Source organism: Ensifer sp. WSM1721, from assembly GCF_000513895.2.
GTDB lineage: Bacteria > Pseudomonadota > Alphaproteobacteria > Rhizobiales > Rhizobiaceae > Sinorhizobium.
The window spans coordinates 1529335-1554054 of record NZ_CP165783.1; the positions used below are offsets into that span (position 1 = coordinate 1529335).

General features: G+C 63.1%; 21 protein-coding genes and 1 pseudogene. 14 read left to right on the forward strand and 8 right to left on the reverse strand.

Features of this window, described 5'->3' with window-relative positions:
• Window positions 1–32: 32 nt before the first annotated feature.
• Entirely contained in the window at window positions 33–1181 is a 1149-nt protein-coding gene (locus tag M728_RS24720; protein WP_026621936.1) for an AraC family transcriptional regulator, read from the reverse strand.
• Between the two features lie 434 nt (window positions 1182–1615).
• On the opposite strand from M728_RS24720, the gene M728_RS24725 reads away from it, so the two are divergent.
• The 6 genes from M728_RS24725 to M728_RS24750 are packed head-to-tail and all read left to right on the forward strand — an operon-like array spanning window position 1616 to window position 7509.
• Window positions 1616–2584 (forward strand): UDP-glucuronic acid decarboxylase family protein, encoded by a 969-nt coding sequence (locus tag M728_RS24725; RefSeq protein ID WP_245269741.1) that lies wholly within the window; start codon window positions 1616–1618, stop codon window positions 2582–2584.
• Window positions 2584–3570, forward strand: coding sequence for a UDP-glucose 4-epimerase GalE (gene galE / locus M728_RS24730; protein ID WP_026621938.1), 987 nt, complete (start codon window positions 2584–2586; stop codon window positions 3568–3570). The genes M728_RS24725 and galE overlap by 1 nt, the downstream gene beginning before the upstream one ends.
• Window positions 3567–5417: a glycosyltransferase family 2 protein gene (locus M728_RS24735; RefSeq protein WP_051440971.1), complete on the forward strand. Its 1851-nt coding sequence runs from the start codon at window positions 3567–3569 to the stop codon at window positions 5415–5417. Before galE ends, M728_RS24735 begins: the two co-directional genes overlap by 4 nt.
• A 10-nt stretch (window positions 5418–5427) precedes the next feature.
• The gene (locus tag M728_RS24740) at window positions 5428–6021 is read left to right on the forward strand and encodes a DUF995 domain-containing protein (protein WP_026621940.1); all 594 of its coding nucleotides are present in this window, start codon (window positions 5428–5430) and stop codon (window positions 6019–6021) included.
• Window positions 6018–6971 (forward strand): glycoside hydrolase family 26 protein, encoded by a 954-nt coding sequence (locus tag M728_RS24745; protein WP_026621941.1) that lies wholly within the window; start codon window positions 6018–6020, stop codon window positions 6969–6971. The genes M728_RS24740 and M728_RS24745 overlap by 4 nt, the downstream gene beginning before the upstream one ends.
• 28 nt (window positions 6972–6999) lie before the next feature.
• A complete protein-coding gene (locus M728_RS24750; RefSeq protein WP_026621942.1) occupies window positions 7000–7509 on the forward strand; it encodes a DUF995 domain-containing protein in 510 nt (169 codons plus the stop codon).
• Between the two features lie 88 nt (window positions 7510–7597).
• On the opposite strand, the gene M728_RS24755 is transcribed toward M728_RS24750, so the two are convergent.
• From M728_RS24755 to M728_RS24765, 3 genes are all read right to left on the reverse strand, one after another.
• On the reverse strand, window positions 7598–7903 hold the full coding sequence (locus M728_RS24755; RefSeq protein WP_026621943.1) for a hypothetical protein: 306 nt from the start codon (window positions 7901–7903) through the stop codon (window positions 7598–7600).
• Between the two features lie 144 nt (window positions 7904–8047).
• On the reverse strand, window positions 8048–10261 hold the full coding sequence (locus tag M728_RS24760; protein ID WP_026621944.1) for an amylo-alpha-1,6-glucosidase: 2214 nt from the start codon (window positions 10259–10261) through the stop codon (window positions 8048–8050).
• Window positions 10262–10286: 25 nt separating this feature from the next.
• Window positions 10287–11387 carry a glycosyltransferase family 4 protein gene (locus tag M728_RS24765; RefSeq protein ID WP_026621945.1) on the reverse strand — a complete coding sequence of 367 codons (1101 nt, stop codon included), beginning with the start codon at window positions 11385–11387 and terminating at the stop codon, window positions 10287–10289.
• A gap of 336 nt (window positions 11388–11723) precedes the next feature.
• On the opposite strand from M728_RS24765, the gene otsB reads away from it, so the two are divergent.
• Window positions 11724–12500 carry a trehalose-phosphatase gene (gene otsB, locus M728_RS24770; protein ID WP_026621946.1) on the forward strand — a complete coding sequence of 259 codons (777 nt, stop codon included), beginning with the start codon at window positions 11724–11726 and terminating at the stop codon, window positions 12498–12500.
• On the forward strand, window positions 12493–13878 hold the full coding sequence (gene otsA / locus M728_RS24775; RefSeq protein ID WP_026621947.1) for an alpha,alpha-trehalose-phosphate synthase (UDP-forming): 1386 nt from the start codon (window positions 12493–12495) through the stop codon (window positions 13876–13878). The genes otsB and otsA overlap by 8 nt, the downstream gene beginning before the upstream one ends.
• 80 nt (window positions 13879–13958) lie before the next feature.
• Here otsA and paoC read toward each other — a convergent pair whose 3' ends face one another.
• The 4 genes from paoC to M728_RS24795 all read right to left on the reverse strand — a co-directional run bounded on the left by paoC (window position 13959) and on the right by M728_RS24795 (window position 18929).
• Complete coding sequence (paoC, locus tag M728_RS24780; RefSeq protein WP_026621948.1) at window positions 13959–16160, reverse strand: aldehyde oxidoreductase molybdenum-binding subunit PaoC; 2202 nt, start codon at window positions 16158–16160, stop codon at window positions 13959–13961.
• Between the two features lie 4 nt (window positions 16161–16164).
• Window positions 16165–17115, reverse strand: coding sequence for a xanthine dehydrogenase family protein subunit M (locus M728_RS24785; RefSeq protein WP_026621949.1), 951 nt, complete (start codon window positions 17113–17115; stop codon window positions 16165–16167).
• Entirely contained in the window at window positions 17112–17747 is a 636-nt protein-coding gene (gene paoA, locus M728_RS24790; protein WP_026621950.1) for an aldehyde dehydrogenase iron-sulfur subunit PaoA, read from the reverse strand. Before paoA ends, M728_RS24785 begins: the two co-directional genes overlap by 4 nt.
• A 285-nt stretch (window positions 17748–18032) precedes the next feature.
• A complete protein-coding gene (locus M728_RS24795; RefSeq protein WP_026621951.1) occupies window positions 18033–18929 on the reverse strand; it encodes a LysR family transcriptional regulator in 897 nt (298 codons plus the stop codon).
• 160 nt (window positions 18930–19089) lie between these two features.
• Here M728_RS24795 and M728_RS24800 point away from each other — a divergent pair, with 160 nt between their 5' ends.
• The 6 genes and pseudogenes from M728_RS24800 to M728_RS24825 all read left to right on the forward strand — a co-directional run.
• Window positions 19090–19536, forward strand: a complete 447-nt coding sequence (locus tag M728_RS24800) for a (2Fe-2S)-binding protein (RefSeq protein ID WP_026621952.1) — start codon at window positions 19090–19092, stop codon at window positions 19534–19536.
• Between the two features lie 14 nt (window positions 19537–19550).
• On the forward strand, window positions 19551–21791 hold the full coding sequence (locus M728_RS24805; RefSeq protein ID WP_026621953.1) for a xanthine dehydrogenase family protein molybdopterin-binding subunit: 2241 nt from the start codon (window positions 19551–19553) through the stop codon (window positions 21789–21791).
• Window positions 21788–22162, forward strand: coding sequence for a cytochrome c family protein (locus tag M728_RS24810; protein WP_026621954.1), 375 nt, complete (start codon window positions 21788–21790; stop codon window positions 22160–22162). Before M728_RS24805 ends, M728_RS24810 begins: the two co-directional genes overlap by 4 nt.
• 221 nt (window positions 22163–22383) lie before the next feature.
• Entirely contained in the window at window positions 22384–23574 is a 1191-nt protein-coding gene (locus M728_RS24815; protein ID WP_026621955.1) for an MFS transporter, read from the forward strand.
• Window positions 23571–24023, forward strand: a complete 453-nt coding sequence (locus tag M728_RS24820) for a cyclophilin-like fold protein (protein ID WP_198023412.1) — start codon at window positions 23571–23573, stop codon at window positions 24021–24023. The genes M728_RS24815 and M728_RS24820 overlap by 4 nt, the downstream gene beginning before the upstream one ends.
• A gap of 64 nt (window positions 24024–24087) precedes the next feature.
• A pseudogene (locus M728_RS24825) lies at window positions 24088–24459 on the forward strand (zinc-binding dehydrogenase); the annotation flags it as partial.
• Between the last annotated feature and the right edge of the window lie 261 nt (window positions 24460–24720).

A 24720-nucleotide genomic window follows, 5' to 3' on the forward strand; every position in this document is an offset into this window, starting at 1 on the left:
GTCGCTGGTGCTGCGCCGCGGCAGATCTTGCTTTACCTCCGGACGGCTTTGAGCCAATCGCCGATCGTGGCTCCGCCGTGCCGCTCGGGGAGGGGTACCGGTGCCACCGGCCGTTCTGCGGCCGCAGCCTTGCGAATCTCGCGCGGACTCGCCCCGAATTCGTGGCTGAACGCGCGTGTGAAATTGGCGGCGACATCGAAACCGGCGGCCTCGGCGATTTCAGCGATGGGCCGATTGTTCGTCGGGTCGCTGAGGTCCGCATAGGCCTGCAGGAGACGGCGTCTGCGGATGTAGTTGAGCACGCCGCCACTCGGCTCGAACAATTGATAGAGGCGCGTGCGCGAAATGCCGAGCTCGCGGCAGATCGTCTCGGGCGTCAGTTCGGGCGATTGCAGGTTGAGATGAATGTATCGGTGCGCCCGCTCCATCACCCCCATTTTCGCCTGTGGCCCTCCCGTCTCCGGCCTCACCGCGGCCACGCAGGCGACGACCATGTCGCGTATCGTGCGGACGATGCGCGGCACCTCCTCGACGGTGATGTTGTCGAGGTTGGCTTCCATGCCGTTGATATAATTGACGAGCAGATCGGCCAGGCTGCCGGACAAGACGGAATTGTTGGCTGGCTCGAGCATGCTCGCGTCGTCCGCCAGCAATTCATACGGCATGAAAAGAAGGATGGTTTCAGCCTCCGTCGTGCGCCCGCGATAGGGATAGCCGAGCGATCGGAAAAAGACCTCCCCCGGCCCGACCTCCGCGACGCGGCGGTCGACCTCGGTCCACGCCTGGCCGCTGCGAACGAGTCCGATGTTCCAATGGTCGATCGGGCTGGAGCGCAGCATGGATCGAGAGCGCGTGTAGCTGAATCCAGGCGCGCGTTGCTGAACGACGAGCAACTCGCCGAGGTGCCAGCCGACCTGCTCGACAGGGAAACCGTCGTCCGGCGATATCCCTTCGGGGAGTTGCACATCCACAAGCGGTGCCATGTGGGCGTGCCAGGAGAAAAACTGCTCCGCCTTCGGCAGCTCATGCGTCGAAAAACGCGTGGGCACGAGTGTTGGTGAGGCGCGCGGTCGGGATTGCCTCCGGACCGCCGGCTCACGGGGCCAACGGCGCCGTTCCAGGTGGGTCGGCCATGTGGCCCCCTCGGCAGAGTTATCTTCCGATCCGGAGTCTTTGTTCATGCAACTCCTCCAGTCCATTGGATCGCCGTAAGGGTGAAGCGCAGACGATCATCGTCCCGCGCAGGCGGAGGGCCCGCCCGGAATACTCGCCTCTGGGTGGAAAGGAATCGATCGATCACACCCAGGAGTTCCCGCTTATACCCCGTTTTAAGTAGAAATGCACGGCAGGATAACTATCGGGATTGCGTGATAACGACAAACACCTCCGATGATTGTATCAAATAACCACAGTCGGTTCACAACATTGACGGCTGGGATTTAAGGTAATTTTGAAGGTCACCATTTCGATTACCTAATTATTGCGCCCGATGGGGGGCATTTCGCAAATAACGTCGAAAGAGTGCGAGGGTTTTTCCGTGAACTATTTCCGAAACAACTTCAAAAACACTTTCCCAAACTTGGACAAAGAGAGTGAATCGCTGCGGCGCCGGGAAATGCGGAAGCGAATCCTCGTTGCGGGCGGCGCAGGTTTCCTGGGATCACATCTCTGCGAGCATCTTCTTGGCGCCGGTCACGAGGTGATCTGCCTCGACAACTTCTCAACCGGGCTGAGACGCAATATCGCTCAACTGAAGCGTTTTGGCACATTCAGCATCATCGCGCATGACATCGTGGAACCGATCGACCTCGACGTCGACGAGATCTACAATCTCGCCTGTCCGGCATCGCCGCCGCACTATCAGACCGATCCTATCCAGACGATGAAGACCTGTGTCGTCGGGTCGCTCAACCTGCTCGACCTCGCTGCGCGGCGGCGGGCCCGCATCTTCCAGGCCTCGACCTCGGAAATCTATGGCGACCCGCACGTCCATCCCCAGGTCGAAAGCTATTGGGGCAACGTCAATCCTTTCGGTCCGCGCTCTTGCTACGACGAGGGCAAACGCAGCGCCGAAACCCTGTTCTTCGACTTCCACAGGCTGCATGGCCTCGAGATCAAGATCGTCCGCATCTTCAACACCTATGGTCCGCGGATGCGCCCGGACGATGGCCGCGTCGTTTCGAACTTCATCGTGCAGGCGCTCAAGGGCGAGGACATCACCATCTATGGCGACGGCTCGCAGACGCGCTCCTTCTGCTTCGTCGATGACCTGATCGACGGTTTCATCCGCATGATGGCGTCGGCACCGTCGCTCACCGGTCCGGTCAATCTCGGCAATCCCGGAGAGTTCACGATCGGCGAACTCGCCGAACGGGTGGTCGAGTTGACCGGCTCGCGCTCGAAGATCGTCCGCCGGCCGCTGCCGGTCGATGATCCGCGCCAACGTCGCCCTGACATTTCGCTCGCAACACAAGAGCTCGGCTGGCGCCCGAAAGTCGAACTTTCGGAAGGCCTCGGACAGACCATCCGCTATTTCGACGCGCTTCTGTCCCGGTCCGACCGGAAAGTCCCGGAGTCAGTCTAATGGCCGCGCGACGTATCCTCGTGACGGGTGGTGCCGGCTATATCGGCAGCCACACCGCGAAGCTTCTCCGCCTGGAGGGTCTTGAACCCGTCGTCTACGACAACCTGACGACCGGAAATCGCAGCTCGGTACGCTGGGGACCCTTCGTCCAGGGGGACATACTCGATGCGATCCGCCTCGCGGACGTGCTGGAACACTACCTGCCGGACGCCGTCATCCATTTCGCCGCGTCGGCCTATGTTGGCGAGTCGGTGGCCGACCCTGCCAAATACTACCGCAACAACGTCCGCGGGACGCTTTCGCTCCTCGATGCGTGCCGGCAGGTGGGCCTCAACAAGGTGATCTTCTCGTCGAGCTGCGCCACCTACGGCGTACCCGAGGTGCTGCCGATCGACGAGGCGACGCCGCAGGCGCCGATCAATCCCTACGGCAGGACGAAACTGATCGCGGAGCACGTGCTCGCCGATTTCGCGGCGGCCTTCGGCCTCAACTATGTGTCGCTGCGCTACTTCAATGCCTGCGGCGCCGACCCCGAAGGCGACCTCGGCGAGTGGCATGATCCGGAGACCCACCTCATTCCGCGCGCGCTCATGGCCGCCGCCGGCAAGATCCCGCATCTTGAGGTCTTCGGCGAGGACTACGACACGCCCGATGGGACCTGCATACGCGATTACATCCACGTGACCGACCTCGCCCGCGCTCATGTGCTCGCCTACGAACATCTCGTCAGGGGCGGCCAGAACCTGGCGGTGAATCTGGGCACCGGCCGCGGTTTCTCGATCAGGGAAGTCCTTCGCATGGTCGGCGAAGTGACGGGCCGCGACGTCCCGGTCGTGTTCCGCCCGCGCCGGGCCGGCGACCCGCCGGTCCTCTATGCCGATGCCAGCCTCGCCTATCAAACTCTCGGCTTCCTGCCGCAACACTCCGATCTCAAGACGATCGTCCGCACCGCCGCGCCATTCTTCGGACTGGAGGCACGGTCGTGATCCGCCTTACCGAAAAGCGAGGGAAAGAAACCGCGAAAACCGGCGAGCCGCTGCTCGTGCGGGTGCTTACCGGATATCGCCGGGCGGAATATCTGGCGGGGGCCGGGCTCTGGGCCGCCAGCCTCGTTCATTTCTGGGGCTGGTGGCTCGAGCCGCGCCACCATGTCAGCACCTTCGGGAGCCTTGCCGTGACGGCAGTCCTCGCCTGGGTCACCCTTCTTCCCGCCTATTTCATTATTGTCTTCTACCGCGCGGCGAAACCGAACGGTCCGCTGCGCCTGCCGGCCGGCAGCCGCGTCGCCATGGTCGTGACCAAAGCGCCGTCGGAGCCGTTTTCGGTCGTTTCCGAGACGCTGAAGGCGATGCTTGCCCAGGATGTGCCGCACGACACCTGGCTTGCCGACGAGGATCCTTCCGAGGCGACGCTCGACTGGTGCCGCAGGCATGGTGTCCTCGTCTCGACCCGAAAGGGGCGCCCGGACTACCACCGGACCTCCTGGCCGAGACGCACGCGCTGCAAGGAAGGCAATCTCGCCTTCTTCTACGATCATTACGGCTACGACCGCTATGATTTCATCGCTCAGCTCGATGCCGACCATGTGCCCGAGCCCGGCTATCTTTTCCAGATGCTGCGCCCCTTCGCCGACCCGCGGGTGGGCTATGTCTCGGCGCCGAGCATCTGCGACCGAAACGCGTCCGAGAGCTGGTCCGCGCGCGGCCGGCTCTACGCGGAGGCGAGCATGCACGGCGCTCTGCAGGCGGGCTATAATGGCGGGCTCGCGCCGCTCTGCATTGGCTCGCACTACGCGGTGCGCACGGCTGCGCTCAAGGATATCGGCGGGCTCGGTCCGGAATTGGCCGAGGATCATTCGACGACATTGATGATGAACGCGGGCGGCTGGCGTGGCGTGCATGCGCTAGACGCGATCGCCCATGGCGACGGACCGCGCACCTTCGGCGATCTCGTGACCCAGGAGTTCCAGTGGTCGCGCAGCCTCGTCATGCTGCTCCTCGAATGGTCGCCGCGTCTGGTCGGTCGCTTGCCGCTCAGGCTGAAGTTCCAGTTCATCTTCTCGCAGCTTTGGTATCCGCTCTTCGCGTTCTTCATGGCGTCGATGTTCGCAATGCCGATCGTTGCGCTTGCACTTCGGGACTCCTTCGTGGCGGTGACCTATCCCGATTTTCTGGCGCATTTCGCACCGCTTTCGACCGTTCTCGTCCTCTTGGCCTATCGCTGGCGGGCAAGCGGTTGCTTCCGGCCTTACGATGCGAAGGTCTTGAGCTGGGAATGCATGCTCTTCCTCTTTGCGCGGTGGCCCTGGGCGCTTGCCGGCGCGGTCGCGGCCCTGCGCGACTGGCTGACCGGGTCTTTCGTCGATTTCCGCGTCACTCCGAAGGGAGCCTCCGAGGTCGATCCGCTGCCCCTCCGCATGATCGCACCCTACGTCTTTCTCGCCGTTGCGGCAGTGCTGCCGGTTCTCCTCATCGAGGATGCCGGCAGGGCCAAGGGCTTCTACCTCTTCGCCATCCTGAACGCCGCGATCTACTGCCTCCTTCTGCTGGTCATCGTCGCCCGGCACTCGCGAGAGAACGCGGTCGCCATTGCCTCCCGCTTCTATCGTCCGGCGATGGGCGCCGGGCTGCTGGCGCTCGTCGCACTGCCCGGCATCGCAACTGCGGAGCATGGCAAGGATGGGCTCGAAGCGCTCGCCTTCGGGACCGGGCATCTCCGCCTCTTCGAGGAGCGCTATGCGGTGGCGGGCGCCGGCCAGGGCGGCACCGCCTTGCGCAAGATCGTCTTTCGGCCGCGCTGGATTTCCATCCAGTCCAACGGCACTGCACTCTGAGGAGAGGACCATGACGGCAAAAGCTTCGCTCGATCGAAAAAGGGGACGCAGCGGCAGATTCCTGCTCCTTCGCGTCGCTCCGGTGCTCGCTCTCCTTGGCCAATCGCCCGCGTCGGCCGAGGTCCTTCCCGGAAAGGCACGCGTCATGACCGCCGCGGAAGTCTACCTGATCTTCCGGGACAAGACCTGGAAGTGGGAAAACGGCGCCGGCCGCATGGAGGACGAAGGCCGCCTCTTCAAGGCCTGCGCGCAGTCGGAAACGGGAGCGACCTGGGCGGAAGGCCGCTGGAGCGTCAATGACCGTGGTCAACTTTGCCTGAAGGCGGTTTGGCACAGCCAAGGCGCCGTCGCAAAGGACAAGACCTGCTTCAGCCATCGGATAGCTGGCCGCACCGTCTATCAGAAGAGAGAGCCCGCCGGCGACTGGTACGTCTTCAGACATGCGAAGCCGGCCATCGACGACGAGTTCAAGCGACTGGTCGACGAGGACCTGGTCGGTGCGAGACTCCCGGCCATCCGGGAACTCGTCAAAAAGCAAACGAAATCAGCAACGCATAGCGTTCGCCCGCAAGCCGAGGCGAACGAGCTTGGAGGTGTGCAATGAACAGGAAATCAAAGGCGATTGCCCTCACGTTCGCCGGCCTGCTGCTCTCGGGCACCGTGCTCGCGGCCACTATCCCGCGCGGCATTCCGGAGCTGAATTCGCCGACGATGGCGACGCCGTCGGACAAGCGGCCCGTGCTGACGGAAGCGTCGATCGATTTCGGGGCTTACGATCCGCATGGCGATTTCGGCCAGCCAGGGAGTTCCAAGATAGAACACCTCTTCCTGCCTTGGGAGGACGTCGATCTGTCGACGCTGACGCTCGCCGACGACTACGCGCGGGAGCGCGGACGCACCCTCCTGGTCACGATCGAGCCGTGGTCCTGGTCGCCGGAATGGCGACTGACCGAAGAGGAGCTGCTGCGCACCATCCTCAGCGGCGAACGGGACGAGAACATGGCTCAGGTCTGCTCCGCCGCCGCTGCGCTGAAAAGCCCAGTCATCATCCGCTGGGGCCAGGAAATGGACGAGACGGACAACCAGTTCTCCTGGTCGCATTGGCGGGGCGCGGATTTCAAAGCGGCCTTCCGGCGTATGGTGAACGTCTGCCGGACGCATCTGAAGACCGCGAAATTCATGTGGTCCCCCAAGGGCAACGAGGGGCTGGAGGCCTTTTATCCGGGCGATGACGTCGTCGACATCATCGGGCTCTCGGTCTTCGGCTACCAGCCCTACGATCGAGCCACGACCGGCCGCGACCAGACGTTCTCGGAACGACTGGCGCCCGGCTACGGCCGCGTGAAGAATTACGGCAAGCCGATCATGGTCGCCGAACTCGGCTACGAGGGGGATGCCTCCTACGTGCAAAGCTGGGCGACAAGCGTTGCTGAGCGCCATGCCGAGTTCCCGGAGCTGACAGCAGTCGTCTACTTCAACGACCGCGAGATCTATCCCTGGCCGCGCGGCTTCGGCCGGCCCGACTGGCGGGTCGTCCGCGAAATCATCAACTAGCAAACAGCAGCCCGACAGGAGGCATGAGATGAAATCGATACTTCGCGCAATATCGTTGCTTGCCGCCGTTGCCGCCGGCATCGGCGGAGGCACCTCCATCGCCGAGGCGGCTGCGCGGCGAGCAGACGGCAAGATCGCCGCGCCGCTCACGCATACGGAACTGTACAACCTTTACGGCCAAAGATCCTGGATATGGAAAGAGGGTGCCGGCTATTTCTCGGTACGGCAGCGCCGGTTCACCGCCTGGTCCAGGGAGAAGGGCGCCCCGTCCTATGGTGTCGGCCGCTGGTTCATAACCGAACCGGGAAAGCTCTGCTTCACGGCCGACTGGCACGCCAAGAGCGGCTCCGCCCCCGCAACCACCTGCTTCAGTCACCGCAAGCGGGGCGGCGTCATCTACCAGAAACGCGAGCCCGATGGAGAGTGGTACGTCTTCAAGCACGCACGACCAAGGTCAGGCGACGAATTCACGAAGCTCCGCCGCGGCAACTATGTGAGTGATCGGCTGGAGACCATCCAGGCCCGAATCGGCGAGTGAAGCTCGCCGAAGGAGTTGCGCAGTGCCGACGCCGGAGCACAATCCGGTTCCGCAGATGAGCCCCCGGCGCGGCGGCGCAACTCCGCCCCTATCGAAGGAAGCAGCGAGACGTCTTTCCAAATCCGCTCGGCGTGCAGATATAGGGGGCGCGGCCGAGATAGCTCTCGCGCACCAGCGTGACCGCCCTTTGGGTCGCGGCCGGCTTGTCCGGCGCAAGCGTCTTGTCCGGTGCCGCATAGCCGACCTGCCTGGTCACGGAAGAGGTCTCGACGCGCTCAACAGTCGTCGACGAACATCCCGACACCATCGCCGCAAGGAACAGAGCGAGAATGTATTGCCCGGTGCCGTTGCGGCCGCCGACCAGCCCTGTCGAAATCTTTGTTTGCGCTTTCACGGCTAGAACTCCTTGGGTTCCGGGACCTGATGCGCAGCACGGTAGCCGAGACGGTTTAAATGGCCGTGCAGAAAAAGCGTACAACTTGACCTATCTCGCCTGGTGCGCGTGCGGGACGCGAGTTCCGGGCGGGTGCTGCGACCATCAGTTCGTCGTCAGCACCTTCACGCCTCCCTTGCGTTCCAGGACGTCGACGACCACCTGCGACCTTGAACGCCGGAGCGCTATGTCGGCCAGTCCCGGTCCGATCCGCAGCCGTTTCAGTACGACCTCGTCGAGGAAGGGCGGGAGCGTCGGCTCGTTAAGGGTCACGTGCCCCTTGTCCGGATCGAAGCCGAGGCCGATCATCGACTGCAGCAGATAGAGCGGCGCGGCCGCCGCCCAGGCCTGCGGCACGCAGGAAACCGGATAGAAGGTCGGACCCCGTGCGCGCTGGCGCGCGAAACCGCAGAAGAGCTCCGGCAAACGTCTCAAGTCGATATAGGTCGATGCCGAGAACAGGCCCTCGAAGATGCTGGCTGCCTCGGCGCGGAAGCCATAGCGCACGAAGCCTGCTGCGATCAGTGCATTGTCATGCGGCCAAACGGAGCCGTTGTGGTAGCTCATCGGATTGTAGCGCGCCTCCGAAGCGGCGATCGTGCGCACGCCCCAGCCGCAGAAGGAGGATCGCGCCATCAACGTCGAGACGATCTTTCCGGCGCGTTCGGGGAAGGCGATGCCGGTGAAGAGCGCATGGCCTGCATTGGAGGAGTGGACCCGGCAGGGCTTCTTCTCGCCGTCGAGCGCCAGCACGTAGGTCGCGAGCTCCTCGTCGAAGAAGGCCTTGTCGAAGTGGATACGCAGATTGTCGGCTCGTTGCTCGAACTTCAGCGCGTCCTCGACATGGCCGAGCTTGCGCGAGAGGCGGGCCGCGGCCTGCCAGGCGCCGTAGACATAGGCCTGTACCTCGGCAAGCGCGATCGGCCCGTGGGCCAGCCTGCCATCGGCATGAAAGACCGAGTCGTGGCTGTCCTTCCAGCCCTGGTTCACGAGGCCCTTCGCGGTCCGGCTTCCATACTCGACGAAGCCGTCCCCGTCGCGGTCACCGAAGCGATCGATCCAGTCGAGCGCCGCAAGCAGGTGTGGCCAGAGGTTTCGCACAGTCTGCAGATCGCCGGTGCGATCGAGATAGGCGCCGGCAAGGATGATGAAGAGGGGGGTCGAATCGACGCTGCCGTAGTAGCGCCGGAAAGGCACTTCGCCGAGTTCCGCCATTTCGCCATAGCGAATCTCATGCAGGATCTTGCCGGGCTCCGCATCGGCGGCAGGATCGAAGTCGGTCGCCTGGTTGGCTGCGAGATGTCTGAGCACGCCTTTTGCTATTTCCGGGTCCAGCCACAGGGTCTCGAGCGCGGTGATGAGCGCGTCGCGGCCGAAAGCGGTGCTGAACCAGGGGATGCCGGCGTAAGGGTAGGGACCTTCCGGCGTCTCGGTGAGCAGCACATGGAGATCGGTGACGCTGCGTCTCACCGCCTCGTTGAACACGGCGTTCGAGGTGACGATCGCGGCGGCCCGCGAGGACGTGTAGCGCAGCGCTCTTCTGGCGTCGCGAAGCGCCAGAAAGAAGGTGAAGGACGGCGGGTTCCGGCTCTCCTGGCGGCCATCGCAGACGATCTCGATGAAAATCGATTGCGCCTGGTGAGGCGCGAGCGTGACGATGAAACTCGCCTTTTGGCCGGAGAGCGTCTGCGGCTCCGGGTCGAGGCGCAGGGCCGTGCTGCGGGTGCGGCCGTCGAGGCCGTCGTAAACCAGCAGGACCCGCCCATTGCCGACAAGCGGACTATGATGCGTGCCGCGGCGCTGTCTGGGGGTGCCGCGCACTTCGAAGAGGTCGGCGAAGTCGGCGGCGAACGCTATCTCGACCTTCAGCGTCCTCTGCACTTCATCATAGTTTCGCAGCATGAGACGCTCATAGCAGGCGTCCTGCCACAGGAAACGGGTGCGCCGCACGTGAATGAGGTCGTGCTTCAGCTTCTCGCCGCCGGCATCGAGCACCAGAGCCGGATTGGTGAGATCGCAGTCGAGGGTCGCGTTGTCGTCTCGCAGAGTAGAACTCAGCAACAGCGGCCGAGCGCCGTTCAATGTGAGCGCGAAGTGCGAGAGATGGCGGGTGTCGCGATGGAAGATTCCCTCCGGATTGCCCGGAGAGGCGAACGCATCGCCGTTATGGTCGAACACGGCGAAGGTGTCGCCGTGTTTCAACGATCTGGAGCTTCGCTCATAGCGCGAGGCTGTTACGGGCTCGAGGTTTCCCGTATTCGCTTCGTCGGGGACGACTTCGGCCGGCCCTTGCGAAGCCTTGGCGAGCTTGGCTTTCATAGCTTCCGTCTCCGTCGCATCCTCTTCAGGCGATCCTGGTGAAGGCGGTGAGGGTTCCGCTTCCGTTCGTTGCATTGATCGGCATGACCTTTTGACGGCCGCCGACGAGGCTACGATAGATATCGAGATAGTCGTTCGCCATGCGCCGTGCGGTGAAGCGCTCCTCGAAGGTCGCCCGGACCGTTCGTCGATCGAGCTTATCGAGATCGCGGACCGCGTTCACCGCCTCCTCAGTGCTGTCGACGATGAAGCCGGAGATGCCGTGGTCGAGAACTTCCGTTACGGAGCCGCAGCGGAAAGCGATCACCGGCGTGCCGCAGGCCATGGCCTCGATCATCACCAGTCCAAAGGGCTCCGGCCAGTCGATGGGAAAGAGGAGTGCGCGGGCATTTCCGAGGAATTCGGCCTTCTGATGCTCGCTGATCTCTCCGATGAACTCGACATTCGAATGCCGCTTGACAAGCGGTTCGATCGCACGGCTCCAATATTCCTCGTCGACCCTGTCGATCTTGGCGGCAATCCGTAACGGCATGTCGACGCGACCAGCAATTTCGATCGCGACGTCGGGCCGCTTTTCCGGCGAGATGCGACCGAGGAAGGCGAGATAATCGCCTTTCGGATGCCCGGTGAACGGAAGGGCATCCGGCGCCAGCCCGTGATATACCGTGCCGACCCAATTGACGGGCGGCATCGGCTTTCGCTGGTCGTCCGAAATGGAAACCAGGGGAACATCCGGAAACGAGGCGTAGAAAGGCTTGAGATCGGGTAGATCGAGCCGGCCGTGCAGCGTCGTCACGGTTTTGCTGGCCAAGCCTCGAACGAGCGGGAAGTGCAGAAGATCGATGTGGAAGTGCAGGATGTCGAAGTTGCCCGCTTGCCTGCGGACTTCTTCAAGCATCACCATGTGGTAGGGGATCGGATCCTGAACCGCAGGGTTCAACCGAAAGGCCATGTTCGAGCAGCGAACGAGCTTTGCCGATGTGATCGAGTCGCCGCTGGCAAAGAGCGTGACATCATGGCCCTGCCGAACGAGCTCTTCCGTAAGGCTGTAGACGACCCGCTCGGTTCCTCCATAGAGCTTCGGTGGCACACTTTCGAATAGCGGTGCAATCTGCGCGATCTTCATGAACAAACTCCTTTGAGCAAGCGAAGTTCAGACGATCAGCGACACGCCGGCCGCGCATTGCCGGCGCTTCAAAAAGCCGCCGGCCCCGGACCGGAGCCAAAAAGGAGAGGAACCTGCCACCGTCCGGGTGCGATGCCCAGCCGCGGAGAGTGCGGCCGGGGGGCAACAGGTTATGATCTAGTCCTTGCTTCGACCGCTTCAAGAGCAATCCGCCGACCTGCGCAATCGATGCCGGCACGGTTGCCGTTGCAAAGAACTCGCCCTATATCGCTTGCGATGAGCACGGAAGATGAGAGCGAGGCGGCACGCCCGGACCGGCCGTCAGCCCCCGGGCCCATGGCGGCGGCCGTGGAAATCCTCTCCATGATCGAGCGGGAACCCGGCCGCTCGGCACTCTATCTCGACATCGACGGCACGCTTCTCGACATTGCTCCGACGCCGGAGGCCATCATCGTCCCGCGCGAGCTTCCGGATCAGCTTGCGGAGCTTGCCGCGAAACTCGGCGGAGCCGTGGCGCTGGTCACCGGCCGTAGCATCGCCCGCGTCGACGCCTTGTTGCAGCCTCACCTTTTTCCCGTGGCCGGCCTGCACGGCGCCGAGATGCGGTTGCCTGACGGGCGATTTATCGAAGCAACGATTTCTGCCGATTTCCTCGCCGTGAAAGAAGAGCTGCATGCCCGCGCGGAGGGCCTTGAAGGCGTGGTCTTCGAGGACAAGGGCGCGGCCATCGCCCTGCATTATCGCCTCGCCCCTCATCGCAAGGGCGACGTCGACGCCTTGATGGAAGAGGCGGCCGTGAGCACCGGCGGCGGCTGGATACTGCAACAGGGCAAGATGGTCGTCGAGCTGAAGCCTGTGCAATCCGGCAAGGGCAGGGCCCTTGAGGAATTCATGTCCATCGCACCCTTCCGTGGACGGTGGCCGATCGCTATCGGCGACGATCTGACGGATGAAGGAATGTTTGCGGTGGCGACCGCGGCCGGCGGCGCGGCGATCCGTATCGGGGACGACGCCGCTCCGACGGTCGCGAGCGCGCGGCTCGGCTCGCCGACGGAGTTGCGTCGGCTTCTCGCGTCTGTCGTTCGCCGGCCGCCAGGGAACGGCCATGGCTAGACTGATCGTGGTTTCGAACCGGGTTCCGTTGCCCGACAAGGACGGCTCCCCTCCGCCGGGTGGAATGGCCATTGCGTTGAACGCCGCGCTCAAGCGGCAAGACGGCCTGTGGATCGGCTGGTCGGGAGAGGTCAAACCTGAAGGAAAGGAAGATGAGCCGCCGACGCTAGGCATGCGGGAGGCTGGCGGCATCACTTATGCGCTCACGGATCTCGCCCAGAAGGATCTCGACGAGTACTACAACGGCTTCGCCAACAGGGTCCTCTGGCCGATTTTCCATTGCCGTGTCGATCTGGCCGAATATGCCAGGCATGAGATGTCCGGCTATTATCGCGTCAACCGCCTCTTCGCGGACCTCCTGATGCCGCTTCTTCAGGAGGACGACGTCATCTGGGTGCACGACTACCACCTGATTCCGTTGGCGGAAGAACTGCGCAAGCGCGGCTGCCGCAACCGCATTGGCTTTTTCCTGCACATCCCGTGGCCGCCTGCGGACATCCTCTTCACCGTACCGATCTACGACACCTTGCTGCGGGGGCTTTCGTCCTATGACCTCGTCGGCTTCCACACCGATTACGACCTGAGCAATTTTGCCGAATGCCTGCGCCGCGAGGGCTGCGGCGACCTGCTCGAAGGCGGTTACGCCCGTGCGTACGGACGGGTCTTCCGCTGCGGCGTCTTTCCGATCAGCATCGACACCGCCGAGTTCGAGATCTTGGCCGAACAATCCGCGGGCGACAAGGCACTGCGGATGACCTACAGGAGGATCGAAGGCTATGACGTCGCGATCGGTGTCGATCGCCTCGATTATTCCAAGGGCATCGACCAACGCATCGAGGCCTTCCGCCGGTTCCTGCACGCAAACGCTCATCGCGTCGGCAAGACGCTTCTGCTGCAGATCACCCCAAAATCCCGCACGGAAGTTCCGGAATATCTGGCGATGCAGAAGGACATCGCGGAACTGACCGGCCGCGTTAACGGCGAACTCGGAACCATCGACTGGATGCCCGTGCATTACATCAACCAGTCCCTCGAGCGCAGGGAACTGGCCGGCCTCTACCGCATGGCGCGCGTCGGGCTGGTGACGCCGCTCCGCGACGGCATGAACCTCGTGGCGAAGGAATATGTCGCCGCGCAACACCCGCGGGATCCCGGCGTCCTCATCCTCTCACGCTTTGCCGGCGCGGCCAGGGAATTGGACGGAGCGATCCTCGTCAATCCCTATGATCCTGAGGCCGTGGCCAATGCCATCGAAAGGGCCCTCGTCATGCCGCTGGATGCGCGGGTGGAACGCTGGAACGCAATGATGACCCGGCTTCGTAAGCACGACGTCTATCGCTGGTGCGACGAGTTTCTCTCGGGGCTGCGACAGGCTTGAAGCCGGCGTGGCGGGCAGTCGACGGCCGGGGCCGCCAGGCGCGGACGCATGGCGGCGATCCGACCAGAACTCATCATCATCTAGCTGAGTTCCGGAAGGTCCTTGATCAGCTTGTCGAGCGTGATCGGATAATCCCGTACCCGGACGCCGGTTGCATTGTAGATCGCATTCGCGACGGCCGCCGCGACGCCGCAGAGCCCGAGCTCGGCGATGCCCTTGGCTTTCATCGGCGACGACATCGGATCGGTCTCGTCGAGGAAGATGACCTCTTGGTGCGGGATGTCGGCATGTACCGGCACCTCGTAGGCGGCGAGGTCATGGTTGACGAAGAAGCCGCGCTCCTTGTCGACGACGAGCTCCTCCGTAAGAGCACCGCCAACGCCCATTGTCATCGCTCCGATCACCTGACTGCGTGCGGTGATCGGATTGAGGATGCGGCCTGCAGCACAGACGGCGAGCATCCGCCGGATTCGAGTCTCGCCGGTCGCCACATCTACGCCCACTTCGACGAAATGCGCGCCGAAGGTGGACTGCTGATGGGTCTCGGCGAGCTTGCCGAACTCGATGCTGTCCTCGGCCACGAGCCCTTCATCGCCGGCGGCTTCCGTAAGGGGCATGCGGCGGTCGCCGGACCGAACTTCGCCACCGGCGAAGACGAGGTCATCGGCATTGTTGAAACCGAGCTTTTGCGCCACGGCTTCGCGCAGCTTGACGCAGGCTGCGTAAACGCCCGCCGTGGAGCAGTTTCCTCCGAACTGCCCGCCCGAGCCGGATGAAACCGGGAAGCGCGAGTCGCCCAGGCTGACCGCAACCTTGTCGACCGGCACGCCAAGCATCTCCGCCGCGGTCTGGGCGATGATCGTGTAACTGCCCGTGCCGATGTCGGTCATGTCGGTCTCGACGGTGACGACACCCTCACGGTCGAGGCGGACGCGGGCTCCGGAGGGAACCAGAAGATTGTTGCGGAATGCCGATGCGACACCCAGGCCGACGAGCCAATTTCCATCGCGGCGGCCGCCCGGCTGCTTGCTTCGCTTCTGCCAGCCGAAGCGCTCCGCTCCCGTGCGCAGGCAGCCGACGAGATCGCGGTGCGAGAACGGCCGCTCCGGCTTCTCGGGATCGACCTGCGTGTCGTTAATGATGCGAAACTCGACCGGATCGAGACCGAGCCTCTCGGCCATCTCGTCCATCGCGATCTCCAGCGCCATCATGCCCGGCGCCTCGCCCGGAGCCCGCATGGCATTGCCTTCCGGAAGGTCGAGCGTCGCAAGGCGCATCGCGGTCATCCGGTTTTCACCGGCATAAAGCAGGCGCGTCTGCTGAACGGCGACTTCGAGGCCACCGCCCGGAAGATCGCCGGACCAGCTCTCATGCGCAATCGCGGTGATCTTGCCGTCGCGGCCCGCGCCGATCCGAATTCTCTGGATCGTCGCCGGGCGGTGCGTGGTGTTGTTCATCAGGAACGGGCGGGGCAGGGCGACCTTCACCGGCCGCTTGGCTTCGCGCGCCGCAAGCGCCGCCAGCACCGCGTCGGAGCGAAGAAAGAGCTTCACCCCAAACCCGCCGCCGATGAAAGGCGACATGATGTGGACCTTCTCCTTGTCGATCCCGAGCGTCGTCGCGAGATCGGTTCGCCACCAGTCGATCATCTGGCTCGACGTCCAGACCGTCAGTTCGTCGCCGTTCCATGCGGCGATTGAGGCATGAGGCTCCATCATCGCATGCGATTGGTCGGGAGTGGTGTAGGTCTGGTCGAGCTTGACCGGTGCTGCCGAAAAGGCCCCATCGAAATCGCCCACGGCGGAATCCGGTTCGTCCTCCTCGGGCTTGACGGCGGTGTCCCTTGCCGCCGCCAGCTCGAACACACCCTTCTCCTCGGCATAGTCGACCTTGACGAGCTGAGCGGCGGCGCGGGCCTCCTCGAAGGTCTCGGCGACAACGACGGCAATGGCCTGGTGGTAGTGCTGGATCTCCGTACCGCCGAAGAGCTTAGCGGTGTTGAACTCGCCCTTCTTCAGTTCACCTATGCCGTCGGAAGTGACGACGGCGATCACGCCGGGAGCGTTTCTCGCGGCGGTGACGTCCATGGACCTGATCCGCCCCTTGGCGATCGCCGAGCCGACGATATAGCCATAGGCATAGCGGGTGTTCGGATCATGCCATTCGTAGGCGTAGATCGCCTTGCCCGTCGTCTTGAGCGGGCCGTCGATGCGGCGGATGGGCTGGCCGACGACCTTGAGCTGATCGATCGGGTTCGTCGTTGCTGGTGTGTCGAACTTCATTGTCTTACCCCCTTGCCTCGGCGAGAACCGCACTCAGCGTGCGTTCGACGAGCGTGAGCTTGAAGGCGTTCTGTTCCGTCGGACGGGCGTTTGCGAGAAGCTTGGCGGTGACGGCTTTCGCTCCGTTCGGAAGCTCTCTATCGGCAGCTTCGTCGCGCCAGGGTTTGGGTGCGATGCCGCCGATCGCCACGCGGCCGGTGCCGTCCGGCTGCACGACGGCGCCGACGGAGACCAGTGCGAAGGCGTAGGAGGCGCGGTCACGGACCTTGCGATAGATCTGCTTGCCGCCAACCGGCTTAGGAAGGACGACCGCCGTGATCAGCTCGCCCCGTTCAAGGACGTGCTCGATATGCGGGGTGTCGCCCGGAAGGCGATGGAGATCGGCAATAGGAACGCTGCGCGTCGTGCTGTCCGGATGAACGGTCTCGACGACGGCGTCGAGCGCGCGCATGGCCACTGCCATGTCGCCTGGATGCGTGGCGATGCATGCATCGCTGACGCCGATCACACCAAGCTGGCGGCTGAAGCCGGCAAGGGCTGCGCAGCCGCTGCCGGGCTGCCTTTTGTTGCAGGGTTGATTGGTGTCGTAGAAATACGGACAGCGCGTGCGTTGAAGCAGGTTGCCTGCGGTCGTCGCCCTGTTGCGCAACTGACCCGATGCCCCGGCAAGCAGGGCCCGCGACAGAAGTTGATAGTCGCGGCGAATCCTTTCGTCGGCCGCAAGATCCGTATTGCGGACGAGGGCGCCGATCCTGAGGCCGCCTTCCGGCGTCTGTTCGATGCTGTCCAATCCGAGACCGTTGACATCGATCAGATGGGCCGGCGTCTCGATCTCCACCTTCATCAGGTCCAGGAGATTGGTGCCGCCGGCGATGAATTTCGCGCCTTCCTTGCTGGCCGCGGCCTTTGCAGCCGCTTCGGTCGTAGAGGCGCGCTCGTAGGTGAAAGCTCTCATGCCTTCCTCCCCGCAACTTCGGTGATGGCTTCGACGATGTTCGAATAGGCGCCGCAACGACAGATATTGCCGCTCATGCGTTCCCGGATTTCGGCGGGCGTGACCTCGGCGCGCGCGGTCAGGTCGCTCGTTACATGGCTCGGAATATTGGCCTCGATCTCCTCGAGCATCGCGACGGAGGAACAGATCTGGCCGGGCGTGCAGTAGCCGCATTGGAAACCGTCGTGATTGACGAAAGCGGCCTGCATCGGATGAAGGTTACCAGGCTGCCCCAGCCCCTCGATCGTGGTGATATTGTCGCCTTCATGCATGACGGCGAGCGTCAGACAGGCATTGATCCGGCGTCCGTCGATGAGGACGGTGCACGCTCCACATTGGCCGTGATCGCATCCTTTCTTGGTGCCCGTCAGATGAAGGTGCTCTCGGAGCGCGTCGAGAAGCGTCGTTCGGTTGTCGAGCCGGAGCTCGCGGCGCTCACCGTTTACCGTGAAGCCGACTTTCGTGCTCTGAGATGCGGCGGGGGGATTCGTCTGCGCGTGACCGAGCGAGGATGCGCTCGCCACCGTGACGGTAGCGGCGGAGGCGACCAAGAGGTCGCGCCGCGAGATTTCGAGTGCGCCAGGACTTTGCATATCCAGCTCCATGTCTTGATGATGGAAGGTCAAGGGCGGCGCGGCTGTCCAACAATCCGCAAACGCCGAATCCTCGAAACGGCGGAACGTTCCACCTGTGCGTTTGGTTCAGCTAGGGCGCTGAGCAGGGGTGATTAGTAGGTGCCGACCGATAAGCCTTATCGGCCTGTTCAATAAATGCCGATTGCTACTCTGTTCTCGCGTCGGAAAGCTGGTGGCAGGCAGAAACGGCCGATTTTGCATCATGTCGCCTGGGCTGGGCGGCAAGTTGGCTTTTTCCAGATATCAGCCGGCGTGGTACCGCAGCGCATCGACCACGACCTTGAATGCCGGGGAGTTCTGATGTCGGCTTGGATAATAGATGAAGTAACCGGCGAAAGGAGGCGACCAGGACTCAAGCAGGGGCACCAAGCGCCCCGCCGTAATGTGTTCCTTCACAAGGTCATCCGGCACATAGCCTATGCCGTGACCCTTCACGGCGGCGTCGACAATGGAGTAGGAGCTGTTGAAGGTTAATTGTCCGTCGACCCTGACGCGCAGCTCTTGCCCGTCCTTCTCGAATTCCCAGACATAAAGCCCTCCGCCTGTTGTCTGGCGCTGGTTGATGCAGTTGTGCTGGATCAGTTCCTGGGGATGCTGCGGTAGCGGGCGATTTGCCAGATATTGTGGCGAGGCGACTGCCAGAAGGCGCCAGTCGGGTCCGATTCGGACCGCGATCATGTCCTTCTCGATGCTCTCGCCGAGGCGGATGCCTGCGTCGAACCCGTCTTCCACGATATTCCGCAAACCGTTGTCCGCGCTAAGTTCAAGCTTGATGTCGGGATACTGCGAAAGGATCGGCTCCAGTTTGGGCCAGACGATGCGCCCTAGAGCGTGATCAGACAGCGTGATCCTAACCGTGCCGGACGGCTTGTCACGAAGGGCCGTGAGTGCCGCGAGGTCATCGCGTATGGCGGATACCCGAGGCGCTAGCGATTGAAGCAAGCGCTCGCCAGCTTCCGTCAATGCAACGCTGCGGGTGGTCCGGGCCAACAGCCTGAGGCCCATGCGCGTTTCCAGGCGCTTGATCGTGTGGCTGAGCGTCGATTGGGTTACGCCGAGCTTTGCAGCCGCCTTCGTGAAACTCCGTTCCTCCGCCACGGCCAAGAACCATAGCAGGTCATTGAAGTCTTCCTTGGCCATCGCCGGGTACTCGCTTTTCGATTTATGGTTCTCATCGATAAATCTAAGAGAAATGAGGCCACTAATCCATAGAAATCGCTTTTGCTACCGTCCCCCTCTGAAACAGTCCGCTCCCTGTTTCGATACCCGTTTTCGCGCGAACTGGATTTAGGACACCGCCATGGAACTCACCATCAATGGGACGAAGCACCAAGTCGACATCGAGCCGGATACGCCGTTGCTCTGGGTTCTTCGTGATGAACTCGGGATGACTGGCACCAAATACGGGTGCGGACTCGCGCACTGTGGCGCCTGCACCGTGCTCGTCGACGGGCAGGCGACGCGCTCCTGCGTCACGCCGGTCGAAAGCGTCGCGGGTTCCGAGATCATGACCATCGAGGCCATCACCGGAGACCCGGTAGGCCAGAAGGTCGTCGAGGCATGGGTTTCTAGTCAGGTGCCGCAGTGCGGCTACTGCCAGTCGGGCCAGGTCATGACAGCGACGGCCCTCCTGAAGCAGAGCCCTCAACCGACCGATGAGGACATCGCAGGAGCGATGATCAATCTCTGTCGCTGTGGCACCTACAACGCGATCGCGGCTGCCGTCCGGCGGGCTGCTCAGGCTTGATTGAAAGGTATGCCATGAACGACATGACACCTCTTGCCTCTGAAATCACGACCAGTGAGAACGGCAAGCCGTTCAAGCTGTCGCGGCGCGGCTTTCTAGGTGCCTCGCTCGGCGCGCTCGTGCTCGGCGTCACTCTGCCGGCCGGGAGAGCCAGGGCCCAGGCGGCGGCCGCAACCATCACGCCCGGAACGCGTGTTGCTGCTTTTCTGGAGATCCGGCCCGACAGCACTGTCTTGTTCCGCAGCGCTTTCATCGAGGGAGGCCAGGGCATCTTTACCGCCATGGCGCAGATCGTCGGGGAAGAACTGGACGTCGATCCGGCCAATTTTGTCGTCGAGGGCGCACCTCCCGGTCCCGATTATCTCCTGACCGGCGGCGGACGATTTACCGGCGGCAGCATGTCGGTCCGCATGAGCTATGAGACAATGCGCCGGCTCGGGGCATCCGCGCGTCAGATGTTGTTGCAGGCCGCCGCGGCACAGCTTGGCGTGCCCGTATCTGAGCTTTCGACCGAGCCCGGCCGCGTGGTGCACGCCGCTTCCGGCCGAACCATTCCATACGGTGAGGTCGCGGATGCGGCCGCCGGGCTGCCCATCCCGACCGAGGTCGTGCTGCGTGATCGCGCCGACTTCCGCTGGATCGGCAAGCCGGTCGAACGGCTCGATGTGCGCGACAAGTCTATGGGCAAGGCCCGATACGCGATCGACCTGAACGTTGATGGCATGCTCCATGCGGCCGTGCAGCACAGCCCGCGTCTCGGCGGCGAGCCGGGTGCGTTGCAGAACGAAGCCGACGTGCGCGGAATGCCCGGCGTCCACTCCGTTCACAGGCTGCCGGGCGCCGTTGCAGTGGTCGCCAACAGCTGGTGGCGCGCCCGCATGGCGGTCGAAGCTCTGCAGGTGACCTGGACCGATGCTGCCGGAACAGCGCATGCCATGCCGACCGACTTCTCCACAGAGGCGCACATGGCGAAGTTGAAGGCGGCGAGCGGCGACGGCGTTGCCTATGAAACGGAGGGAGATGTTCAGAGCGCGCTAACAAGCGCCGCGCGCGTGGTGGAGGCGGCCTATGACGCGCCTTATCTGGTTCATGGACAGCTCGAGCCGCCATCGGCGCTCGCACGTTGGAACGACGACGGTTCGCTCGAGCTCTGGATTCCCAACCAGGCGCCCGAGATGTTCCAAGCCGAGGCGGCGAAGCTGGCGGGGATCGCGCCTGAGAAGGTCATCATCCATTCGCCGATGCTCGGCGGCTTCTTCGGGCGGCATTTCCTCTATCAGACGGCCAATCCTTTCCCGCAGGCCATCCAGCTCGCCAAGGCTGTTGGCCGCCCGATCAAACTGATCTGGAGCCGCGAGGAGGAGTTCCTGCGCGACGCATTGAGGCCCATGGCTGCGGTGCGCTTCCGCGCCGGACTGGACGGCAACGGAATGCCGGTAGCGCTCGCCGCCGTCGCGGCCGGAGAGGGGCCTACGGGCCGCTGGTTCGGTCGCCAGCCGGACAAGGTCGACAGTTCTGCCGTCGAGGGCATCGCCGGCAAGGTCTACGCCATCCCCAACCGGCGTGTCGGCCAGATTCACGTGGACGATCCGGCGATCATCGGCTTCTGGCGCTCCGTCGGCCACTCTATGAACGACTTCTTCTATGAGACCTTCTTCGACGAGATGGCCGATGCGGGTCAGCGGGATCCCTATGAACTGCGGCGTCGCCTGCTTGCCGACAGCCCGCGGCATAGAAAGCTGCTGGAAGCCGTCGCGGAACTCTCCGGAGGCTGGCAGCGAGGTCCGTTCACGGCTGAGGACGGCACGCGCCGCGCCCGTGGCGTGGCCATGGCCTCACCCTTTGGCAGCGAGGTCGCGACGATTGCCGAAGTGTCCCTGCAGTCAGGCGAGATCATCGTCCATGACGTCTGGGTGGCGATTGATCCGGGAAGCATCGTCAATCCCGCGATCATCGAGGCCCAGGTGAATTCGGCCGTTTCCCTCGGCCTTTCCTCCGCTCTCCTCGAGGAGGTCGTCTATGTCGACGGCACGCCGCAGGCCCGCAACTATGACGGCTATCCGATCCTGACGCCGGATCGCATGCCGCGGGTCCATGTGCGGATCGTGGAAAGCGGTGCCCCGATGGGCGGCATCGGCGAACCCGGCTTGCCGGGCGTACCCCCGGCGGTCGCAAATGCCGTCTCCGTCCTGGCAGGTAAGCGCGTTCGCAGCCTGCCGCTCTCCAAACTCGATCTCAAGGGAGTCGACGGTTGAAATACGTGATTATAGCGCTTCTCGGCTCTCTTCTTTCGGCAGGGCTTGCGGCCCCTGCCTTCTCTCAGGAGGCGGACGCCGCGCCGGGTCAGAGGCTGTTTCAGCAACGTTGCGGTGCCTGCCATCAGATCACAACGCCACGAAACGGCGTTGGCCCCAATCTGCAGGGCGTGGTCGGTCGAGCAGCCGGCACCGTCGAGGGATTTAGGTACTCTGCTGCGCTTCGGGACTCCGGGATCACCTGGACACCCGAACAGCTGGAGACCTTCCTTAGCAATCCTACTGCCATGGTCCGTGGCACGCGGATGACGCAGCGATACAACAATGCCGAAGAACGGCGGACGATCATCGAGTTTCTCGGATCGCAGTAGGTCTGTCGGACTGACCTGCTTGGTGGCGGTGTCGTTCCCTGTCGGCGCCGGCACATGCGGATCACGGATAAATAAGTTCAGATGCTGGCCTCACCCCTGAACTTATGCGCCACATCGATAAATCCATGCGGATTATGGCGGCGACTAATCCCCTCGATGTGCGTCTGATACGTGGAGGCGCGAGGCAAATTCCCGGCCTCGCCTTCAAGGAAGATAGATATATGGTGCAGGCGACATTCGATGAGACTTTGACCAAACCCGTTGCTGCTTGGGGGGCGGTCGCGTCCATGGCGCTTTGCGTAGCGGTCCTGATCGCTTCGGAGTTCATGCCGGTCAGTCTCTTGACGCCGATCGCCGGCGACCTTGGCATGAGCGAGGGGCAGGCCGGACAGGCGATCTCGATCTCGGGACTGTTCGCGGTGCTGACCAGTCTCTCCATAGCCGGGCTCACGCGGAACATCGATCGCAAGATCGTCCTGTCCTCGTTCTCGCTCCTGCTGATCGTCTCCGGTCTGATCGTCACCTTCGCGCCCAATCATGCTGCACTGATGACGGGGCGCGCGCTGCTCGGTGTCGCGATCGGTGGCTTCTGGTCGATGTCCACCGCCGTCGTCATTCGCCTTCTGCCGGAAAGAGACGTGCCGAAGGGGCTCGCTATGCTGAATGCCGGCAACGCCATCGCCGCCACGATCTCGGCACCGCTTGGCAGCTTTCTGGGTGATTACGTCGGGTGGCGGGGCGCGTTTTTTCTGGTCGTGCCTTTGGCGCTGCTTGCGCTCATCTGGCAATGGTTGAACATACCATCCCTTCCGCCGCGCGGACGCAGCGCAAGAGGCAACGTTTTTCGCCTTCTGGGACGCCGACAGGTCGCTCTTGGCATGACTGCGATCCTGTTGCTGTTCATGGGACAGTTTGCTCTGTTCACCTATCTTCGGCCGTTCCTCGAGTCGGTCTCGGGCTATTCCGTCACCGCATTGTCCGTGGTTCTTTTGCTGATGGGACTGGCCGGTGTCGCGGGGACCTGGAGCATCAGCCGGGTGCTTTCGACGCACCTCTACCTGGCCGTGATTCTCATTCCGCTCGTGATGGCCGCGATCGCCCTTCTGCTGATTGCGCTCGGTTCCACCAAGCTTTCGGTCGCTGGCTTGTTGATCGCGTGGGGCTTTTTCGGAACTGCGGCGCCGGTCGGTTGGGGAACCTGGCTGAGCCGGGTTCTGCGTGACGATGCGGAGGCCGGCGGCGGCCTCCAGGTTGCCGTCATCCAGTTTGCTATCACGATAGGTGCGGCCGCCGGCGGCCTGCTGTTCGATTGGGGAGGATGGTGGAGTTCGTTCGCCTTCGCCGCCGTGCTGTTGCTTGGATCCGCCGTGGCCGGCACGGCCGCCTGGGTCGATTGGGAGCATGCAAAATGACGCAGCGATCGCCAGCGTTCACACGCCGAGCCCTTGTCGGGGCGGCTGTCACTCTGGCCGTCATGCCGCGTCTGGCATGGGCTCAGAAGGATACGAACATGAAGATACGAATCGCCTTTGCCAGTCACGACTTCACCGCCACGCTGTACGACAACCCATCAGCTCGCGACTTCGCGTCCATGCTTCCGCTCGATCTGACGATCGACGACTATGCGAATAACGAGAAGATCGCCTATCTGCCGCGAAAGCTCACCGAGGAAGGCAGCGGGCCGTTCGCCAACGAAGCTCCGGGAGACCTCTGCTACTATGCTCCGTGGGGCAATCTGGCGTTCTTTTACGCCGGCTATCGTTACTCGAGCGGTCTCATCCGGCTTGGCCGCCTTGATGGCGGCATCGAACCCTTGCTCACGCGCGGTAAGTTTCCGCTTCGCATCGAGCACCTCACCTGATCCCATGGAAAGGAATTGAAACATGCTTGCGACTGTTCTGCACGGCAAAGGTGATATCCGCTGCGGCGATGAAGGCGTTGCCCGGATCAAGGAGCTGACGGGCGGCGTCGACGCAGAGTCGGTGCTGGAATGCGTGGGAACGCAGGAATCGATGATGCAGGCGATCGACTGCGCGCGACCCGGCGGTCACATCGGCTTCGTGGGGGTGCCGCATGGGGTGCAACTGGACGGCCAGTACCTGTTCTTCGCCCAGAAAAACCTGTTGGGCGGTCCCGCTCCGGTACGACGTTACCTGCCCTATCTGATGGAACTGGTGCTGAACCGGGAGATCAACCCCGGCAGGGTCTTCGATCTTGAGGTGCCACTGACCGACGTCGCCGAAGGCTATCGCGCCATGGACGAGCGCCGGGCAATCAAGACGCTACTTAGGGTTTGATAGGGGGCGGAGCGCCGCGTTCGGCTTGAACGATATCGTCGCTTCCGCGCACGTCAGCGCCTATTGCGGGGCACGTTCTGGTGCCGATGCGCTCATTCTTTGCGGGCTCTCGAACACGACGTCGGCTCAGGTCAGGTAATGAGGACGAATTAATCAAATTGGCGGATACCCCTAACCCTTTGTGAAGCGCACTGCTACGAACTCCCCGTGCTACACTGAACGGTATGCTTGAGGATCATCAGCGCTGTGCGCGCATAACTT